This window comes from Paenibacillus sp. YIM B09110, assembly GCF_037167145.1.
Classification (GTDB): domain Bacteria; phylum Bacillota; class Bacilli; order Paenibacillales; family Paenibacillaceae; genus Pristimantibacillus.
The window spans coordinates 109,181-126,561 of sequence record NZ_JBANSP010000007.1 but is presented as its reverse complement, the minus strand read 5'-3'; the positions used below and the strand labels follow the sequence as shown (position 1 = coordinate 126,561).

Here is a 17,381-nt window from a genome sequence, read left to right as displayed (position 1 = left end):
ATATGATGTATTTTCGTTGTACATACAAACTAGAAATGGGGGACGACATGATGAACGAGGAACAACAGACGCATAACGCTCCGGAGCAATCTTCCGACCATGACGATTCATTTCTTCACACCTGCTTATATTTCACGACGAATCGCCTAAGCAGAGCGATTACGCGCATGGCCGATGAAGCTTTCTCCACGACCGGACTCACGCCGGCCTACGGCTATCTCATCCGCCTCGTCATCGGCCAACCCGGCATTACGCAGAAGGCGCTGTCCGAGAAGCTGTATATTACGCCGTCGACGCTGACACGCTTCATCGATAAGCTGGAAGGGAAAAGACTTGTTGAGCGCAAGGTGCAAGGGAAGACCGTGCTCGTCTATCCAACCGAACAGGGCATGCAGCTTGGACCGTCCCTTCGCGAAGCTTCCAAACGGCTGAAGGAAACCTACGAAGCCCTTCTCGGCAAGGAAGCTGCCGCATTATTGACCGGCTATCAAGAAGAATCGAGCCAGAAGCTGGAGAGTTAACTCTCTTTCGCGTCATATATGTTGTATGTACAAGCAAAAGACAAAAGATAAGTGAAATAATATGGAGGTTGTTTTCCCATGAATGAGACTGCTGCACAAGATGCTGTCAAACATCCGCGATTTTATTATGGATGGATCATCGTATTCCTTACCTTTGCCACCTTGCTCGTATCCGCCGGCATCCGCTCTCTTCCGAGTATTTTGCTCGTTCCGTTCCAAGAAGAATTCGGCTGGAGCAGGGGAGGCATCTCAAGCGTCATCTCCATTGGGATTTTCCTATACGGACTAGTAGGTCCTTTCTCGGCTGCTCTGCTGCTGCGCTTCGGCATTCGCAAAGTCGTTATAAGCTCGCTTGCCGTATTGGCGGCAAGCCTCGCAGCAACGCCTTATATTCAATCGCTATGGCAATTCGAGCTGCTATGGGGACTTGTCTCAGGGCTTGCTACCGGGATGATGGCTAACGTGCTGGGCGTCACGGTCAGCAATCTTTGGTTCGTAGAACGTAAGGGCCTTATTATCGGGTTGCTGACGGCAAGCGCTGCAACGGGTCAGTTGCTATTCCTTCCTCTATTCGCGAAGATGAGCGCTGATTTCGGCTGGCGATATGCGATCTATACCGCAATTGCGGGCATCCTCATCGTGCTTGTCGCCGTCATCGTCTGGATGAAAAACCATCCGTACGATGTTGGAGCTGCGCCATACGGCTCTGACCAGATCGTGAAGCCGCCTGTTTTCAGTGAAAATCTGTTTCTTGCTCCGCTGCGCAGTCTGCGGCTGGCGATGAAGAACCTTACCTTTTGGCTGCTTGCCGGAACGTTCTTCTTCTGCGGCTTCTCGACCAATGGCCTTATTGGCACTCATCTCATTGCTGCTTGCGGCGATCATGGCATGCTGGAAGTAACTGCTGCAGGACTGCTCGCCATGATGGGCTTGTTCGACCTGTTTGGCACGACGATATCCGGATGGCTCTCTGATCGGTTCGATAGCCGTTGGCTTCTGTTCTGGTATTATGGACTGCGCGGACTGTCGCTATTGTTCCTGCCCTATGCGCTCGGCGGTTCGCCTGCAATGCTCGTTGTATTCGCGGTCTTCTACGGCCTTGATTGGATCGCAACCGTTCCTCCGACTGCCAAGCTGGCAGGACAGACGTTCGGAAAGGAAAAGTCCGGCATGGTCTTCGGTTGGATCGTCGTTGCGCATCAGATTGGCGCCTCTATCGCTGCGTACGGAGCAGGCGTTATGCGCGACTGGTTCGGCAGCTATTCGCAAGCGTTCGTTATCGCCGGTTTCGTATGCTTCGCAGCGGCTTTAATGGCCGTGCGGATTCGCAAGCATAGCCCTTCAAGTACCCAGGTGACTGCTTAACCGATAAAAAAGTCCATTCCTCGCGGAATGGACTTTTGCGTATTAGCTCAAACTAACGATTAATGTGAAGGCTTCGCCTCATCGATGTGACGGATATGCTTGTAGCTGATCGCTATGAAGACGATCGACAGAAGCACGAACCCTGCGCCTACATAGAACGGCACATGAGCATTGTATATCTCAGCTAGCTTATTCGCCATATACGGTGCAATAGCCGCACCGATGAAGCGCAAGAAGCTGTATGTCGCCGAGGACGTTGAACGCTCTACAGGAGCAGCGTCCATTACGGCTGTCGTAATAAGCGTATTGCTGTTGCCGAGTATCGCCCCTGCAAAGATGACCGCCGAGATGACAACCCACTTGGTCGAAGTGAAAATACCCATTAGCGCCAGATCAGCCGCGAACAAGATCAGCATGAAGCACATTGCCTTCAGCGTGCCGAATCGTCTCTGAAGCTTAGGAGCCATAAAGACGGAAGTAATCGCCAGCAGGATGCCCCAACCGAGGAACACATAGCCCATGCCGCGCGGTTTCAAGCCCATAACGAATGGCGCATAAGCCATAATCGTGAAGAAACCTACATTATAAAGGGCTGCAACAATGCCAAGCGTCAGCAACGAACGATGCTTCATCGCCTTGAACGGTGCAAGGAGCGACGTTTTGTTCTGCGGAGCAGTCTTCGCAGCCGGCTTCGGCATCGTCAGAATAAGAACGAGGAAGCCTATGACCATGAAGCTTGAAACGCCGAAGAACGGGCCTCTCCACGAAATCGAGCCTAACGTGCCGCCGAGCAGCGGCCCGATCGACATCCCGATACCTGCAGCCGCTTCATAGAGGATGATTGCTTTCGCCGTTCCGTTCTTGGACAACGATACAAGAGCCGTTAAAGCCGTAGCAACGAACAAAGCGTTGCCAAGTCCCCAGAAGGCGCGCAAGCCGACCAACGTCCAGATACTGTCCGCGAATCCGCCGAAGAAGGATACGATAGCAATAATTACGATACCTGACAGCAGCGTCCACTTCGCTCCTAGACGTGTTGATATGGTGCCGGTTATCAGCATGGCGATGGCCATAATCGCATTATAGCTCGTATAGAGCAAGCTGACCTCGCTTGGAGAAGCGTGCAAGCTGGCGGACAGCTCACGCAGAATAGGATTAACAAGTCCCATGCCCATGAAGGCAATGACGCTCGCGAAGAATACCGCCCAAACGGCGATAGGTTGATTAAGTATGCTATTCTTTTGTTTCAACAACTCCGGTTCACTTTTTAAAACTGCGGTAGAAGCCACGATATTATCCCCTTTATGTTCATTTGATGGAGTGGTTCACGCTCAATGTTGTATCATACAACCACTTAATTGTATTATGCAACTAGATGGGTGTCAATGGCTATTTACAGCGCGTTTATTTGATTAATTCAACGCCGAAGTCTATCATTATAGTAGCCATGCAGCGCGCTGCGTGCTATGAACAACCAAATGAATTGCCAATGAGGTGTTCCATTCATGAATGACGATTCACTAGCAACTATAGAGCTAGAACTGGCCTTTCTAGTCCGACTTATTACTTCCCGTACTTCGAATAAAGGTGTCGGCAATCTCGACCGCTCCGCTTATTTGCTGCTGCATCAAATATCGGTCGAAGGCTCGGCTGGCGTCAAAGCGCTGGGGGACGCGCTTCTACTCGATATATCGACCGCAAGCCGGCAAGCGGCTGCGCTGGAGCAGAAGGGCTACGCCGTCAAAGTGCCTGACGAGCAGGACGGCCGGGCCTACTTCTACCAAATTACCGAGCTGGGGGCGCAAGCGATTAGCGAATATAAGCAATCGCGGCAAGCCAGCATCTCTAGACTGCTGGATGAATGGCCCGAAGAGGAGCGCCAATTGCTTGGCGAGATGCTTCATAAGTTCAATCATGTGCTGCGTACGAAAAAGTAACTCATACCTAGAAGCCCAGTGCGCATTCATCATGCCTGGGCTTCTTTATTATGAACAGCTTTTAGGAGGGAGAGGGTTCATCAGGCTTATCCGGCTGCTTAATAAGCGAATACGCGACATAGCCAATCAGACCGAGGAAAAGCCCCGTGCCGACAATAATATATACCATCGTAAACAGCTTCCCTAGCATCGTCCGGGGCTCGAAGCTCGGATGACCGACCGTGCTCAAAGTCGTCACGCAAAAGTACAGCGCATCGATAATCGACAGCCCTTCCTCACTAACGTAGAAAATCGTACCGGACAGAAGCATAATAAGCACAAGGATGAGCAGCGCCTGAAAGTTTTTCATTTTCAAGGACTTCCACAGCCCCTTCAACAACCGCCCCAATGTCAGCATAAACGAAATCATCGGCACTTCCCCTTCGGCTAACACGTTAACAATCATGTATTCATTATTTCCATTTACATGAAATCCTATTGATCCTCTCTTCTGGCGGCGAACGACGAATATACGAATCTGATTGCACACGCGACAAGATAGCGCTATCATTGCAATTCGACGAATCAACCGCGCCTATTTTGTAGTTTTATCGTGAAAATTGTGATAACATATTGACTTAAAGGAACTGCGTGGACGGGGATACATTATTCCGTTCATACTCGTATGTACGCCGGCTTAGAACGATCATTTTTAAACGGCGGCCAAATGGGGTATGATTGAAAAGTCGAGTTCTTACGTTGCAATTATTTTGAAGGAGGATTTAACAAATGGCATTGGTTTCGATGAAAGAAATGTTGATTAAAGGTTTGAACGAAGGTTACGCTGTTGGTCAATTCAACATCAACAACCTGGAGTGGACGCAAGCAATCCTTGGTGCTGCCGAAGAAGAGAAATCGCCGGTAATTCTTGGCGTATCCGAAGGCGCAGCTCGTTATATGGGCGGCTTCACGGTCGTTACTGCGATCGTTAAATCGTTGATCGAAGAGATGAAAATCACAGTTCCAGTGGCAATTCACCTTGACCACGGTTCCAGCTTCGAGAAATGTAAAGCAGCGATCGACGCTGGTTTCACTTCCGTTATGATCGACGCTTCGCATCACCCATTCGAAGAAAACGTAGAAACAACGAAACAAGTTGTTGCTTACGCGCATGAGCGCGGCGTTTCCGTTGAAGCTGAGCTTGGAACAGTTGGCGGACAAGAGGATGATGTAGTTGCTGACGGCGTTATCTACGCTAATCCAGCAGAATGCAAAGAGCTCGTAGAGCGCACTGGCATCGACTGCTTGGCACCTGCACTTGGTTCCGTTCACGGTCCTTACAAAGGCGAGCCGAACCTGGGCTTCAAAGAAATGGAAGAAATCTGCCAAACAATCAAACTTCCTCTCGTATTGCACGGCGGAACTGGCATCCCTACAGCGGACATCAAGAAATCGATCTCCCTGGGAACTGCTAAAATCAACGTCAACACGGAAAACCAAATCGCGTTCACAAAAGTGGCTCGTGAGATTCTTACTTCCGACTCCGAAGTATACGATCCGCGTAAATTCTTGTCGCCAGGCCGTGATGCTATCAAGAAAACAGTTGCCGGCAAAATGCGTGAATTCGGTTCTGCAGGTAAAGCTTAATAAATCGCTTAACGCGACAATAAAGGCTGGACAAGCTGCTTACGGGCAGCGAGTCCAGCCTTTGTTATTGGCTTGTTCCATCCTACTGTTCTAATGAACTGGCAAACATTCGTTCCAATTTGCCCGCATTCGACCCTAACCAACTATCCCGCTCAATGAGTTGATTAACCATATGCGTGAACGCCAAAGAAACATCCTTGCCCGATAAATATTGTCCAATATAGATGTGCAGCACAGCAACATGATACAAACGGGTTAACAGTCTTAACTGTCGAAATTCATCTGTAGTAAAGGTGCGAAACGCAGAATAACCTTCAACAAAAGCAACTGCCATATCCAAAGAGCCGCCCGATAGCTGTAGGACATGATTAAAGCTAATTGAAAATTCTAGAAAAGCAATATCAACAGATAAAAAATCAAAATCAAGGACACCTGTGATTACCTGATCAGTAGCCAGTAAATTAAAAATGAGCAAATCATGATGCACCAGTTGCCGCGGCAGGGACATTATCTCTTCAAGGTTTTCTTTTACTGAAGCAATGCTTTGATCATAGACTTGCTTTTGCTCGACTGAGATTGGAAATGGCGGACTATTCCAAAAGGACTCGACTTCTTCTTGGTCAATAAGAGGATGAATTCCGTATAGGTCGGTAAACGGAACCCCTCCGTATTGCAGCTCCTTTGGCCTGACATACTCACTTAACCTCGATGACATTTCCCCCACAACGAGACCAAGCATTTCTGCATCTCTCGGAGTTGAGATTATAGGAGCAGCACCCTCAATATAAGTATTGCAAACACCTAAGGCACCATCGGGCAATATGACATATGCTTCTTCCCCCAGAGTCGGCAGAAAACCTGGAATATCAAAGGTTAGTCCCCTATTTTTCAAAAAAGACGTGACGCTAATTTCCAATGATAAGCTTGCAATGGACTTTAGATACGAGTCATACTTTCGAATTACGAATTTCTGATTATTTATCGAAACGAAACCGGTTGTATTCGTTAAACCGAAAGGTACAGTTTCTATCTTTGCTCTATCGTGAAAATACTGTGTACGAATCCAACCTAACGGATCATTCATAACAAGTATCTCTCCCTTAGTTCGGCGCCGGCTGCTGTCGGACGTTTAAATAATGCACCCATTGCTCATGCAGCTCTGACGCAGAACGTTTAAAGATGCCTGCGTAATCGTCCGGTCTGCGAATCACTTGGTTAAGCGCATCCAGCCCGTACTCTTTAATAACGAACTCCACCATCAAATAAGAAAATTGAAAACCTCCCATCGTTTCGAAATCCCATGTATCATTCTCAAGCTGATCCCATGTCGGAATGGTTCCGCTCCGAATAGCGTCGGCAGTCGTATCTTTAATGAATTGCTCGCTCATCTGTTTCGCTTCGTATCCGCCAATACCTTGGCATAGCCACTTCGGCGCCTGCGGATTAATGTCGCGTACGAGCCACATCGCGAATAAATGAGTAGTTGATTTGAGAATCGATTGATACGTATGCTCTGGGCCAGGATCGAGCGGGGAAACAATCTTAAGCGTATTCCCTTCGAATGTGCCCATGAACCAATTCGGGGCATCCGGCTCTCTTACCGCTTGATGAAAAGCAGGCAGGTCAGGGTAGATTTCAATAACGATCTTCTGTGATGGCTGGTGCTTAAGCTTCTTCGCCAATTGCTCCACGCTGCCGTTAAGCTCCCGCAATACGTCCTGATGAACCTTTTTCTCGCCTCCTGCACTACCGGCGCCGCTCTGTTCATTTTTACTCACAATCTCTATCAGCTCTTGAATAGACATAATGGCGATGTCACCCCAATCTTTTAATTGTTTTCTTAACTTTTCGAGTGCACGATAAAGCCTGTTTTTCACCGCGCTCTGGCGCATGCCTACGTTCCCGGCAACCTCCGTGAGCGTACAATCCATAAAGAAGTGCAACGAAATAATTTGCTGATCCAGTTCGCCCAGCTTGCCTAGCGCGGAACCGATATCGATTCGAATTTCCACATACTTAGCGAAATCAAGCGATATGGATTGCGAAGCTTCCAATTCCGCAAAGTCTGACGTGTACTCCTTCTTCCGCGAACGGCTTCGGTATTCGTTTTTCGCTGTATTTCGGGCGATCGTGAATATCCAAGTGAATAGGCTTGCGTTCTCATTGAACCGATTCAGGTTCTCGATCGCTTTCATAAATACATGCTGCGTCAAATCATCGGCAGCCTCACGGTTGACTTTAATGGCGAAATAGTTCCATATCGCTCGGCGATATTGATTATAGGCAGCTTCGAATTGTTCGATCTTTTCCTGTCCATCCGGATAAACAGCATGCTGGTCTTGAGCTCGAGACATGAGTAAGAACCTCCTCTTGATCTTACAATTGATTAGACACCGCTCGAGGCGAAAAAGCCACATAAAAACAAAAAAACTGTCCCATAAGAAATCTCATGAGACAGCTCGAAAACAAGTATTTAGAACAAATCACGTGCAATTTTATTAGCGATATGCTCGATCTTCGCCGCCATTGCCGAATCATCTGCGGCGTTAAGCTGTTCCGATTTGAATAATTGATGCTTCGTTAATTTATAATATTCCGTAAGTATTTCACCCAACGTCATGCGGTACGTCATAAGGAATTTCATGTCCAGCATGGCCCGAACTAACACATGTCCCTGCAACAAAATCAAATTCCCATTAAATTCGTTAAAAATGTCTCTGCTTTTCCCTTCCTGATAAAACGCCAAAATCCGCTTTTCCCGTGCGACCATGGCATCACTCAGGCGAATGTGAATATCCGGATAGATCAATTGCAGTTCATTCAAGAAACCTTCGGAAATATATGCCGCAAGCAGCACCGATTGCTCGAACAGCTGTTGAAACCCGGCTCCGAATGACTCGACCGAATCTTCCGACACCACGACGAGCTCGTTAATGAATTCAATAAGAACATCGACGGCGCTATTCATAATCTCTTCTTTGGACGAGAAGTACTTGTACATCGTAGCTTTACTAACATCCATATGCTTAGAGATCGCTTCCATGCGCAGCGCTTGGAATCCGTTTTTTCTGACGATCGGTATGACTTTCATGACGAGTTTATTTCTCATTTCATTTTGCGGGTCCTTGTTCATTTCTTTAGAGTCCATTTTAATGCCTCCTTAACCTGCTACTATTATACAAGAAATATTGTCTCATCAAACACATTAAACTATTTTTACGTTTTTCGTTTACTCCGTTCATGACTTTGTGATATGCTATCTCTCGTAACTTAATACACGAAGGCGAGGTTATCCATATGAAAACAAGACAACTCGGCAATAGCAACTTGGACGTTTCATCAATCGGATTAGGCTTGATGGGCATGTCGCCAGGCATTTACGGTGAAACGAACGACGAGCAATCTATTCGTACCATTCATCGCGCTTTGGAGCTTGGCGTGACAATGCTGGATACCGCCGACGCTTACGGAAACGGACATAACGAAGAGTTGCTTGGTCGAGCGTTAAAAGGACGCAGGGAGCAAGCCATTGTCGCCACCAAGTTCACTTTTGGACCGAATTGGTCGTTTATCGGCGGACATCCCGATTACGTCAAGACAGCAATTGACGCCAGTCTCACTCGACTAGGCCTTGACTATATTGATCTATATTACCAGCACCGAGTCGATCCGAATGTACCGATCGAGGAAACGGTCGGAGCGATGTCCGAACTCGTTAAAGCGGGGAAAGTACGCTACTTGGGCTTGTCGGAGGCTTCCGCAGCAACGATACGCCGTGCCCATGCCCAACATCCAATCTCTGCCCTGCAAACCGAATATTCGCTGTGGAGCCGCGAGATCGAAGACGAAATTTTGCCTGCAATCCATGAATTGGGCATTACGCATGTGGCTTACAGCCCGCTAAGCAGAGGCATCATTTCGGGACAAGTTCGCAAATACGAGGATCTTGCTGCCGATGACATTCGCAGACACATGCCTCGTTATCAAGGCGACAATTTCCAAAAAAATCTAGATGTTTTGGCCGAAATAGAAAAGCTTGCGATCGAGAAAAATTGCACACCTTCCCAGCTCGCGTTGGCTTGGACCATTGCAAAAGGGGCGCTTCCGATTCCAGGAACGAAACGCGAAAGCTATCTGGAGCAAAATACACGCGCGGTTGAAATCGAGCTAACTGCGAACGATCTAGCCCGTATCGAAGCCGTAAGTCCCAAAGACGTCGCACATGGCCCTAGAATGAATGACCTATCCATGCAAGCCGTCAATTTATAATCCATGGTATACACATCAAAAAAGGTCCAATGCGTACTTCGCATCGGACCTTTTTTTTGTGATATTGCGCTAATCTTACATTTTAATGACGGGTTTTACCGTAACGCCCGATTTGGAATCGGCGAAAGCTTCGTTGATTTCGCCGAATTCATAGAACTTCACGAGCTTATCGAACGGGAACTTTCCTTGTTTGTAATACTCGATCAGCTGCGGAATGAACAATTGAGGAACCGCGTCCCCTTCGATGCTCGAAACGACCCGTTTGCCAAGCGAGAATGTAGCCGACTTCGACAGATCAGGCGCTCCTACTACATAGGCCGCTGTTCCAAGCATCTTCAACGCCTCGACAGCTTGCGACGCGATGAACGGAATGCCTGTTGTGTCTAATGAATAGTTGACGCCCGTACCGGTTATTTTGCGGATTTCATCGACCGCGTCCACGGCCTTCGAGTTGATCACATGCGTCGCGCCAAGCTCCTTCGCCAACTCCAATCGGCTGTCCACGATATCGAGAACGATAATTTTGGAGCAACCGATAATATGGGCTGCCATTACCGCGCTTAAGCCAACGCCGCCCGCTCCGAATATCGCGATCGTTTCGCCGAAGCTCGGTCTAAGCGTATTCAATACCGTACCGCTGCCCGTTTGAATGCCGCAGCCAAGCGGTCCTAGAAGCGCCAAATCTACATCCTTATCGACCTTGACGACGCTTCTCTCGCTTGCGATCGCGTAGGTTGCGAACGAGGATTGACCGAAGAAATTGGACAAACGATGACCATGCTGATGAATCGGCGACGTACCGTCTGCCATGACACCGGCGAAGTTAAGCTCCATAAACCGCTCACAATAAGCCGGCATGCCGGACAAGCAGTTCTCGCATTGTCCACATGACGCGAAGGACAGTACGACGTGATCGCCAGGAACGACCGTCGTCACGCCCGACCCAACCTTCTCGACGATACCCGATCCCTCGTGACCGAGCACCGCAGGAAACGGAACCATGCCCAGATCGCGAGCAGTCGCGTCCGTATGGCAAATGCCGGATGCTACGATTTTGATGAGCACCTCATTCGGTTTCGGATCCGCGATCTCGATTTCTTCCAATTCAAATTTCGAATCTTTGTCGCGTGTAACGGCAGCTTGTATTTTCATATTAAACACTCCTTCTTCTTCGGTTTATATTGCTGATCGGGCGCTTGAGCAAGCCCTTGACTTTGATCTATAGTATAAGTAGATGTGTTCACAAAGCTGTAACCATATAGAGGTCCGCAGTACGTTAACGTACATCTTCCCGTCAGATGTCAATCACGCAACGAACGAGGTGAATCAGATGATCGCCGATCCATTAATGCCAACCAGTGTCTCGCAGCAACGTCTGAAGCAGTCGTTATTATCCCTAATTGCTTCGAATGGCTACCGGAGTACGACAATAATAGATATCACCAAACATGCCGAGCTCAGCAGAACGGCATTTTATAATAGCTACCATAGCAAGGAGGAGCTATTGCAGGATTTAATTGACGATATGCAGGACGGATTTCTGCATGCGGTCAAAGTTTCCTTCGACAAATCCAATCGCGTCGATTTCAGCGCCTATCCGTCTATGCTTCCCGTCTTTCATTTCGTAGAGGAGAACGCCGCTTTTTTCGATTACTTGTTCAGTCCGAATGCTAACCCGAAGGCTTTAATCGACTTCTACACCTTCCTGTCATCCAGCTATACGAGCGATATCCGCTTCACTCCCGAGACGAGCAATCGAATCGACGCTACCGATTCGGCTCAATATCTCGCTTTGGCGTCCCTGTCCTTTATTGGGTACTGGGTCAATAGCCGATACCGGCTCTCCGCCTCGGAGATGGACGAGCAACTACAGCGGCTGCATCGGGAAAAAGGAGCGGAGTGGTACTTCACGTTGTCTGCAACCGCTTCGGATAAGCAAGGCCGCCGTTCAGGTAACAGCAATCCTGAGGACCGCCGCATCGCGCGCACCCGGAGCGCAATTAAGGAAGGACTTCTTGGGCTGCTAAGAGACGGTATCGCCATCGAGAGTATAACCGTTAAGGAAATAACCGATCGCGCCAATATCCGTAGAGCCACCTTCTATGGCCATTATCGAAACAAGACGCATTTGGTGGAGCAGATGATCGACGATTTTGGCGGTCAGCTTATTGGGCGGCTGTTCTGCGGATCAAGCTCCGAGCCGCTGCAAAATGCCATCCAAGCCTGCGACCGGGCGTTCGATCAGATTTTTGAGAACAGTGTTTTTCTGCGCATACTGAATAACCCAAGATTCAGCTTGCTGTTTACGACACGAATGCTCCGTCTCCTGCGAAAGCATTACAGGGCATCGAGCGCTCCTATCTCCTTTGATCGGGAACTATACGTACACTACGTGTCCGGTGTCATGCTGGAGCTGGTTCTTACCAAGGCTGGCGTTATCGAGAAGCCCCCTACCGAGAGGCTGACCGCCGAGAAGCTGGTGCGGCTTATTAACCAGAAGGAATATCGTTTCACAATACTGTAACCGCTACGGCAGCGTGCGCAATATTATTTCAGAAGTGGCCAATCTCACTGGCCGGAGGAATCGCCTTTGTTCCGAATCATGGTCATTGTCGAGGTGATTGGATTTTATACAGGTTAATGAGCTAAATGACTTTTACAAAGCAGTTTGGGTGGATTTCCTGCAGGCAAATGAGGCAAATTGGGAGGAATCGTGCTAAAGCGACGAATTAGACTGTATGATTTCCACTCAAAGGCACTTGTTCCTTCTACAACAAGCTATTTGGTTGGACGAATTCCGTTCAAAATAATCAACGACTAGACTAAGGACCTCATACATTCCACTGTAAAGTGAAATGCAGAGGTCCTTAGCCCTTATTCGCGGCAGATCATCACTTTGTTACCGTCGGGATCCTTCACGACGAACCAATGGTCGTGCTCGATTTCCGTTACAAGCTCCACCCCAAGCTCCTTCATGAAGTCGAGCGAGCCTTGCAAGTCATCGGTCATGAGCATGAAAGCCGGCGTTTGAATCGAAGGAGCACCTTCAGGCTGGTCGCCTCCCCACATCGGCATCGTGTCGAGAATGACGCCGACGCCGTCCATCGGAAGCGGACACAGATGTCCGCCCATGATGGCGCAGTCTTCCTCACGCAGCCCCATAACGCGACAATACCAACTGCGAGACTTTTCGATATCACGTACAGGCACGAAAATCGATCCTACCTTGTTTTTGATCGGGCTCGTTGACGGATGGCTTTCAACGGTATGCTGTTGATCGGTCATTGTTTTCCCTCCATGGATCATTTTAAGCGCTTTCGGCGCTAGGAACGGTCGATAGCCTTCCGGCTTCTCGTCTGGCTGCTGGATAGGATTGGGCAATTGGCTCATGATCGTGGTTGTCCCTCCCCATTTCTCTTGTTACACCAATAATACCAAATCAAGCCTGCGAAGGAGCATATTTTCTTATCATGATTAACCGGCTTCATCCTGCCTAATAGGATTGAAACGTCCGTTGCCCTGTGCAACAATAGAGGGGATGGGCCTTGCGCCAGCCAAACCTATGGAGGTATATGAGCATGAAAACAATGAAGCTTGGAAGCAGCAACTTAGAAGTACCCGTTATCGCAGTAGGCTGCATGCGACTTCCGTCACTGGACAAGCAGCAGGCTGAACGTTTCGTACAAACTGCGCTTGATGAAGGCGCTAACTTCTTCGAGCACGCCGATATTTACGGTGCGGGCAAAGCCGAGGAGCTATTCGCAGAGGCGGTACATATGAGCCCGAGCGTTCGGGAGAAGCTTATTCTTCAATCGAAATGCGGCATCGTGCCGGGCGTCATGTTCGACTTTTCGAAAGAGCATATTTTGAACTCGGTTGACAACATTCTGCAGCGTCTCAATACGGATTACTTGGACACGCTGCTGCTGCACCGCCCGGATACGCTCGTCGAGCCGGAAGAGGTAGCGGAAGCGTTCGACCTGCTGGAGAGCTCCGGCAAGGTGCGCCACTTCGGCGTCTCCAACCAAAATCCGATGCAAATTCAACTGTTGAAAAAATACGTGAAGCAGCCGCTTATCGCGAACCAGCTCCAACTCAGCATCACGAATGCGACAATGATCTCCCAAGGCTTCAACGTCAATATGGAGAACGGCGCAGCAGTTAACCGCGACGGAAGCATTCTCGACTTCTGCAGATTGCACGACATTACGATTCAGCCTTGGTCTCCGTTCCAATACGGCTTCTTCGAAGGCGTATTCCTGGGCAACGAGAAGTTCCCTGAGCTGAACAAGAAGATTGACGAAGTCGCCGCCAAATACGAAGTTACGAACACGACGATCGCTGTCGCTTGGCTGCTTCGTCACCCGGCGAATATGCAACCGGTCATCGGCACGATGAATATCGATCGCCTTAAGGATTGCATCAAGGCGGCCGAGATCCGCCTTACTCGCGAAGAGTGGTACTCGATCTTCCTTGCGGCCGGCAATATCCTTCCTTAATACGAACGGAAGATATAACAAGGACACCCTTTGGCTGCAAAGGGTGTCCTTGTTGATTTATTTGTCAGCCACGCCTACTAACGTGTTTCATCCGACGTTATGGCGAACAAGTGATGATCCTCCCATACGCCGTTAATGTTAATATACCGCTCCGCCAACCCCTCAAGCCGAAAACCCGCCTTCTCCAGCACGCGCCTCGAGCGCATATTTCTAGGCATCACGCCGGCCTGCACACGGTGCAGACCGAGCTCATCGAACGCTTTGGCTACGCATAGAGATACCGCTAACGTCGCATACCCTTTGCCGTTATGACGCTGATCAATGAAGTAACCAACATTAGCATGCTGAGCTGGTCCGCGTGCAATGCCGGTTAATGCAATTCGTCCGACCAGCTCGTCCGTCTCTGCGGCGAATACGCCGTAAATGTAAGCCTTATCGTCGATAGCATCACGTATGTTGACTGCAATCTCGCTCTGCTGCCCTTCAAGCGTGAAGTGCTTTTCCTCTCTGATTGGCTCGAATGGCTGCAGAAAACTGCGGTTTCTCAATCTTAAATCATGTAACGAGGCGGCGTCCTCCGCCTTGATGTTTCTTAAGTAGATAGGATTGCTGTTGCTCATGTTGATCCGCGCCTTCCTCTCCGCTAATTAGTTCATAGCCCGATTATTCGCCAACCACTCTACCGCAAAGTCAACCGCTTCCTCCATGTCGAACAAGAAGCAATCGGCATTGCCCACTCTGCCAAACCTTTTAGCGCACTCCCTACCGAACTGCTTGCCAAGCTGATCGAAATCACCGGAATCATAAGCGAAGTCGGTGAACCACTTCCATGTCCGCTCGCCGTCCTCCATGATCGCCGTACCCATCTTCTTAGTTGGCATGTCCGGTATGATAGCTTCAGCCAGATGGAAGCTCGTGCACGAATCGTACCCCACGCCGAGCAGCAGTACCTTGGCGCCTCCGCGATACAGCTTCCCGAGCGGTGAATCCATCCCGAATTGCGGCGTCAGCGGGTGACCGTATACGATCTCCGCTGCCTGCCTCCCATTCGCACAGAAGGAAACCTGCGGATGCGTTGATCTCACTGTTCCAGGCACAGTTCGGAACAACTCGGCAATCCGCCCCATTCCCCTTGTCGGCGTAATACTCGGATCGAAAGCCGGCAACTCGTTATAGATAATCTCGATCCACTCCTCGGGCACTGGCGGGTTCCCCCACTCTGAGGGATCGCTCCAGTCTCCGCTCTGCGCCGGCATAATGAGCGTACCCCCTTCGCCAACCGCTTGAAGCAGCGCCTGCACGACCGCTTGCGCCCCGCCGCACACCCACCCCAAAGCAGATAACGAGGAATGGACGAGCAGCATATCTCCTTCGTGAACGCCAAGCATTCTCAATTGTTCCACAATCGTCTTTACCGTAATCGGCAGCTTCGTACGATCGATAATATTTTGTTCACTCATGGTGCATCACTCTTTTCATAGCCGTTACCGTAACGGCCTTCTAGGAATGCAAACATTATATCGCGTGGGTGAGGGGCGAGCAAACGAAGAACGCCTTAAGCGCCATTACGAATGAGGCAGGGTGCAAATGAGCAGCATGTTGCCTTCCGGATCGTAGACGCGGCGGCCGCGCATTGCCATCTTTCAAACAACAAACGGCTGGTCCGCCTTCGACAAGGCGGCACAGCCGTTCTTTCTAAGTCTAGATCCGTATCACAAGTATAAACAAAAGGAGCAGCACCGCCATGCAAGCGGCGTACTTGTAATTGGGCGAGGCCATCTCGAACACGGGTTTCTTGAACAATCCGGCCAATAAATTGTTGACCGCCGAGGCCGGAGAAATCGGGTTGGATAATGCCCAGCCGCCGAGCAGCAGGATGGCATAATCGTTCGCGCTCATCTGAATGGCCCCAGGGTCGATGCCTGTCGCGAATATCGTGACAAGCACGATTGGATGCAGACCGATAAGTGCGGAAATAATCATAAGAATGACGACCATAACCGAGAATGACAGCCAAATCGGAATCGGTATGCCAGCAAGCAGCTCAGGCAAAGAATCGCCTATCCCCGTCGCACCGATCGATCCGCTGAAGAAACCTGCCGCTAGAAATAACGTGATTTCCTTCTTCAACGATGGCAGCGTCACCTGCATATGGTTCACGAGGCCTTGCCGGTAAACGGAGCCTTGCCCTTGCGCCAAGCACCAGAGGAGCGGAACAACGACAGCTGTCATGCAAGTGATCAGAACCATCGGCAGATCAACGATCGATTCCAATATCAGAATGACCGCAATCGCCGTAGCGAGATATATCCCGAGCCCGATCGGGAATCCGCCGCCTCCTTGCCGATCTTCCGCCTCTGCTTCCGATATTACGGAACTTTCGCCAGGCTCGCCCTGTTGATCACTCAACGGAGCAGCCTCTTTCTTCACTTCGCGCTCCGGATCAAGCAGCTTCCGCAAGTCTATCCCCACGCTCACTAGAAAGCTAAGCAACGACAATACAATTAAGTACGGAAGCAGCTCCGACCACCGTACCCCAAGCGCCGAGGTGATTAGCGCCATCGCCGCAAAATAAGGCGACCAGACAATCGCCCCGGCAAATCCGCGATTCAGCGCATTCGCAAGCAGCTTCGAAATGCCGGCTGGCCGCGGCTTCACGAAAGCCAAATGATACACGACGGATATAGAGCCTACGTTGATAAATGCGCCCATGATCTGCGTCAGCAGCTGCGTCCCTGCATATAAGACGATACCGCTCTGCACCTTCGTCTCGTAGAAACGCCGCAGCGCCGCCACGTACTTCGGCAGCCTCACGGGAATACCGAATAACGGCGCGAACGCAAACAAAGTGACGATCGTCGCATTCATGCCGGCAGCGCTCCACCACATGCGGGCATCCGCCTTCTGAACGAGCATGAGCACAACACCGCCGACTACGAAGGCGGATGTCAGCAGAAGCGTGACTCCTTTTAAGCGTGGAAGCAGTATCGCAATTGCAACAAACACCAGAACGCCAAGCACGGCGGTAAGCATCTCCCAGCGCGTAAACTGCTGCAAGATGAAAACCGCCGCTAAAAGTAAAATAATCGATTGATCCAGCATGGTTCGGTAAGCAGATTTGATGCTAACCGCCTTCTTTCCTTATGTCTAATTCGTCTCCGAAC

Annotated in this window: 17 protein-coding genes; 7 read left to right on the top strand and 10 right to left on the bottom strand. The window is 49.8% G+C overall.

Features of this window, described 5'->3' with window-relative positions:
• Positions 1–50: 50 nt before the first annotated feature.
• Positions 51–521 (top strand): MarR family winged helix-turn-helix transcriptional regulator, encoded by a 471-nt coding sequence (locus tag V8F51_RS12890; RefSeq protein ID WP_337100674.1) that lies wholly within the window; start codon positions 51–53, stop codon positions 519–521.
• 78 nt (positions 522–599) lie between these two features.
• A complete protein-coding gene (locus V8F51_RS12885; protein ID WP_337100673.1) occupies positions 600–1,886 on the top strand; it encodes an MFS transporter in 1,287 nt (428 codons plus the stop codon).
• Positions 1,887–1,945: 59 nt separating this feature from the next.
• Here V8F51_RS12885 and V8F51_RS12880 read toward each other — a convergent pair whose 3' ends face one another.
• Positions 1,946–3,136 carry an MFS transporter gene (locus V8F51_RS12880; RefSeq protein WP_442956426.1) on the bottom strand — a complete coding sequence of 397 codons (1,191 nt, stop codon included), beginning with the start codon at positions 3,134–3,136 and terminating at the stop codon, positions 1,946–1,948.
• A gap of 255 nt (positions 3,137–3,391) precedes the next feature.
• On the opposite strand from V8F51_RS12880, the gene V8F51_RS12875 reads away from it, so the two are divergent.
• Positions 3,392–3,823 carry a MarR family winged helix-turn-helix transcriptional regulator gene (locus tag V8F51_RS12875; RefSeq protein WP_337100671.1) on the top strand — a complete coding sequence of 144 codons (432 nt, stop codon included), beginning with the start codon at positions 3,392–3,394 and terminating at the stop codon, positions 3,821–3,823.
• A gap of 61 nt (positions 3,824–3,884) precedes the next feature.
• Here V8F51_RS12875 and V8F51_RS12870 read toward each other — a convergent pair whose 3' ends face one another.
• Positions 3,885–4,232 (bottom strand): potassium channel family protein, encoded by a 348-nt coding sequence (locus V8F51_RS12870; RefSeq protein WP_337100854.1) that lies wholly within the window; start codon positions 4,230–4,232, stop codon positions 3,885–3,887.
• A gap of 359 nt (positions 4,233–4,591) precedes the next feature.
• Here V8F51_RS12870 and V8F51_RS12865 point away from each other — a divergent pair, with 359 nt between their 5' ends.
• The gene (locus V8F51_RS12865) at positions 4,592–5,449 is read left to right on the top strand and encodes a class II fructose-bisphosphate aldolase (protein WP_337100670.1); all 858 of its coding nucleotides are present in this window, start codon (positions 4,592–4,594) and stop codon (positions 5,447–5,449) included.
• Positions 5,450–5,531: 82 nt separating this feature from the next.
• Here V8F51_RS12865 and V8F51_RS12860 read toward each other — a convergent pair whose 3' ends face one another.
• The 3 genes from V8F51_RS12860 to V8F51_RS12850 all read right to left on the bottom strand — a co-directional run bounded on the left by V8F51_RS12860 (position 5,532) and on the right by V8F51_RS12850 (position 8,597).
• On the bottom strand, positions 5,532–6,533 hold the full coding sequence (locus tag V8F51_RS12860) for a phosphotransferase enzyme family protein (RefSeq protein ID WP_337100669.1): 1,002 nt from the start codon (positions 6,531–6,533) through the stop codon (positions 5,532–5,534).
• Between the two features lie 16 nt (positions 6,534–6,549).
• Entirely contained in the window at positions 6,550–7,803 is a 1,254-nt protein-coding gene (locus V8F51_RS12855; protein WP_337100668.1) for an RNA polymerase sigma factor, read from the bottom strand.
• 119 nt (positions 7,804–7,922) lie between these two features.
• The gene (locus V8F51_RS12850) at positions 7,923–8,597 is read right to left on the bottom strand and encodes a TetR/AcrR family transcriptional regulator (protein ID WP_337100666.1); all 675 of its coding nucleotides are present in this window, start codon (positions 8,595–8,597) and stop codon (positions 7,923–7,925) included.
• 149 nt (positions 8,598–8,746) lie between these two features.
• Here V8F51_RS12850 and V8F51_RS12845 point away from each other — a divergent pair, with 149 nt between their 5' ends.
• Entirely contained in the window at positions 8,747–9,718 is a 972-nt protein-coding gene (locus V8F51_RS12845; RefSeq protein ID WP_337100664.1) for an aldo/keto reductase, read from the top strand.
• A 75-nt stretch (positions 9,719–9,793) separates the two neighbouring features.
• Here V8F51_RS12845 and V8F51_RS12840 read toward each other — a convergent pair whose 3' ends face one another.
• Positions 9,794–10,870: an NAD(P)-dependent alcohol dehydrogenase gene (locus V8F51_RS12840; protein WP_337100662.1), complete on the bottom strand. Its 1,077-nt coding sequence runs from the start codon at positions 10,868–10,870 to the stop codon at positions 9,794–9,796.
• Between the two features lie 196 nt (positions 10,871–11,066).
• Between V8F51_RS12840 and V8F51_RS12835 the strand changes: the two genes are divergently transcribed.
• A complete protein-coding gene (locus V8F51_RS12835) occupies positions 11,067–12,242 on the top strand; it encodes a TetR/AcrR family transcriptional regulator (RefSeq protein ID WP_337100661.1) in 1,176 nt (391 codons plus the stop codon).
• Between the two features lie 350 nt (positions 12,243–12,592).
• Here V8F51_RS12835 and V8F51_RS12830 read toward each other — a convergent pair whose 3' ends face one another.
• Positions 12,593–13,108: a VOC family protein gene (locus V8F51_RS12830; RefSeq protein ID WP_337100659.1), complete on the bottom strand. Its 516-nt coding sequence runs from the start codon at positions 13,106–13,108 to the stop codon at positions 12,593–12,595.
• Positions 13,109–13,296: 188 nt separating this feature from the next.
• Here V8F51_RS12830 and V8F51_RS12825 point away from each other — a divergent pair, with 188 nt between their 5' ends.
• Positions 13,297–14,217 carry an aldo/keto reductase gene (locus tag V8F51_RS12825; protein WP_337100657.1) on the top strand — a complete coding sequence of 307 codons (921 nt, stop codon included), beginning with the start codon at positions 13,297–13,299 and terminating at the stop codon, positions 14,215–14,217.
• A gap of 77 nt (positions 14,218–14,294) precedes the next feature.
• Here the strand turns inward: V8F51_RS12825 and V8F51_RS12820 are convergent, their stop codons facing one another.
• The 3 genes from V8F51_RS12820 to V8F51_RS12810 form a co-directional block, all read right to left on the bottom strand.
• On the bottom strand, positions 14,295–14,837 hold the full coding sequence (locus V8F51_RS12820; RefSeq protein WP_337100655.1) for a GNAT family N-acetyltransferase: 543 nt from the start codon (positions 14,835–14,837) through the stop codon (positions 14,295–14,297).
• A gap of 27 nt (positions 14,838–14,864) precedes the next feature.
• Positions 14,865–15,677, bottom strand: coding sequence for an aminoglycoside N(3)-acetyltransferase (locus V8F51_RS12815; protein WP_337100653.1), 813 nt, complete (start codon positions 15,675–15,677; stop codon positions 14,865–14,867).
• 241 nt (positions 15,678–15,918) lie between these two features.
• On the bottom strand, positions 15,919–17,319 hold the full coding sequence (locus V8F51_RS12810; RefSeq protein WP_337100652.1) for a hypothetical protein: 1,401 nt from the start codon (positions 17,317–17,319) through the stop codon (positions 15,919–15,921).
• Positions 17,320–17,381: the final 62 nt, after the last annotated feature.

Excerpts from the sequence above, each read along its gene's own strand:
- V8F51_RS12865 (WP_337100670.1), top strand. The coding sequence starts at position 4,592 with ATGGCATTGGTTTCGATGAAAGAAATGTTGATTAAAGGTTTGAACGAA.
- V8F51_RS12820 (WP_337100655.1), bottom strand. The coding sequence starts at position 14,837 with ATGAGCAACAGCAATCCTATCTACTTAAGAAACATCAAGGCGGAGGAC.
- V8F51_RS12830 (WP_337100659.1), bottom strand. The coding sequence starts at position 13,108 with ATGAGCCAATTGCCCAATCCTATCCAGCAGCCAGACGAGAAGCCGGAA.
- V8F51_RS12855 (WP_337100668.1), bottom strand. The coding sequence starts at position 7,803 with ATGTCTCGAGCTCAAGACCAGCATGCTGTTTATCCGGATGGACAGGAA.
- V8F51_RS12860 (WP_337100669.1), bottom strand. The coding sequence starts at position 6,533 with ATGAATGATCCGTTAGGTTGGATTCGTACACAGTATTTTCACGATAGA.
- V8F51_RS12815 (WP_337100653.1), bottom strand. The coding sequence starts at position 15,677 with ATGAGTGAACAAAATATTATCGATCGTACGAAGCTGCCGATTACGGTA.
- V8F51_RS12890 (WP_337100674.1), top strand. The coding sequence starts at position 51 with ATGAACGAGGAACAACAGACGCATAACGCTCCGGAGCAATCTTCCGAC.
- V8F51_RS12850 (WP_337100666.1), bottom strand. The coding sequence starts at position 8,597 with ATGGACTCTAAAGAAATGAACAAGGACCCGCAAAATGAAATGAGAAAT.
- V8F51_RS12845 (WP_337100664.1), top strand. The coding sequence starts at position 8,747 with ATGAAAACAAGACAACTCGGCAATAGCAACTTGGACGTTTCATCAATC.
- V8F51_RS12825 (WP_337100657.1), top strand. The coding sequence starts at position 13,297 with ATGAAAACAATGAAGCTTGGAAGCAGCAACTTAGAAGTACCCGTTATC.
- V8F51_RS12870 (WP_337100854.1), bottom strand. The coding sequence starts at position 4,232 with ATGATTTCGTTTATGCTGACATTGGGGCGGTTGTTGAAGGGGCTGTGG.
- V8F51_RS12835 (WP_337100661.1), top strand. The coding sequence starts at position 11,067 with ATGCCAACCAGTGTCTCGCAGCAACGTCTGAAGCAGTCGTTATTATCC.
- V8F51_RS12810 (WP_337100652.1), bottom strand. The coding sequence starts at position 17,319 with ATGCTGGATCAATCGATTATTTTACTTTTAGCGGCGGTTTTCATCTTG.
- V8F51_RS12885 (WP_337100673.1), top strand. The coding sequence starts at position 600 with ATGAATGAGACTGCTGCACAAGATGCTGTCAAACATCCGCGATTTTAT.
- V8F51_RS12840 (WP_337100662.1), bottom strand. The coding sequence starts at position 10,870 with ATGAAAATACAAGCTGCCGTTACACGCGACAAAGATTCGAAATTTGAA.
- V8F51_RS12875 (WP_337100671.1), top strand. The coding sequence starts at position 3,392 with ATGAATGACGATTCACTAGCAACTATAGAGCTAGAACTGGCCTTTCTA.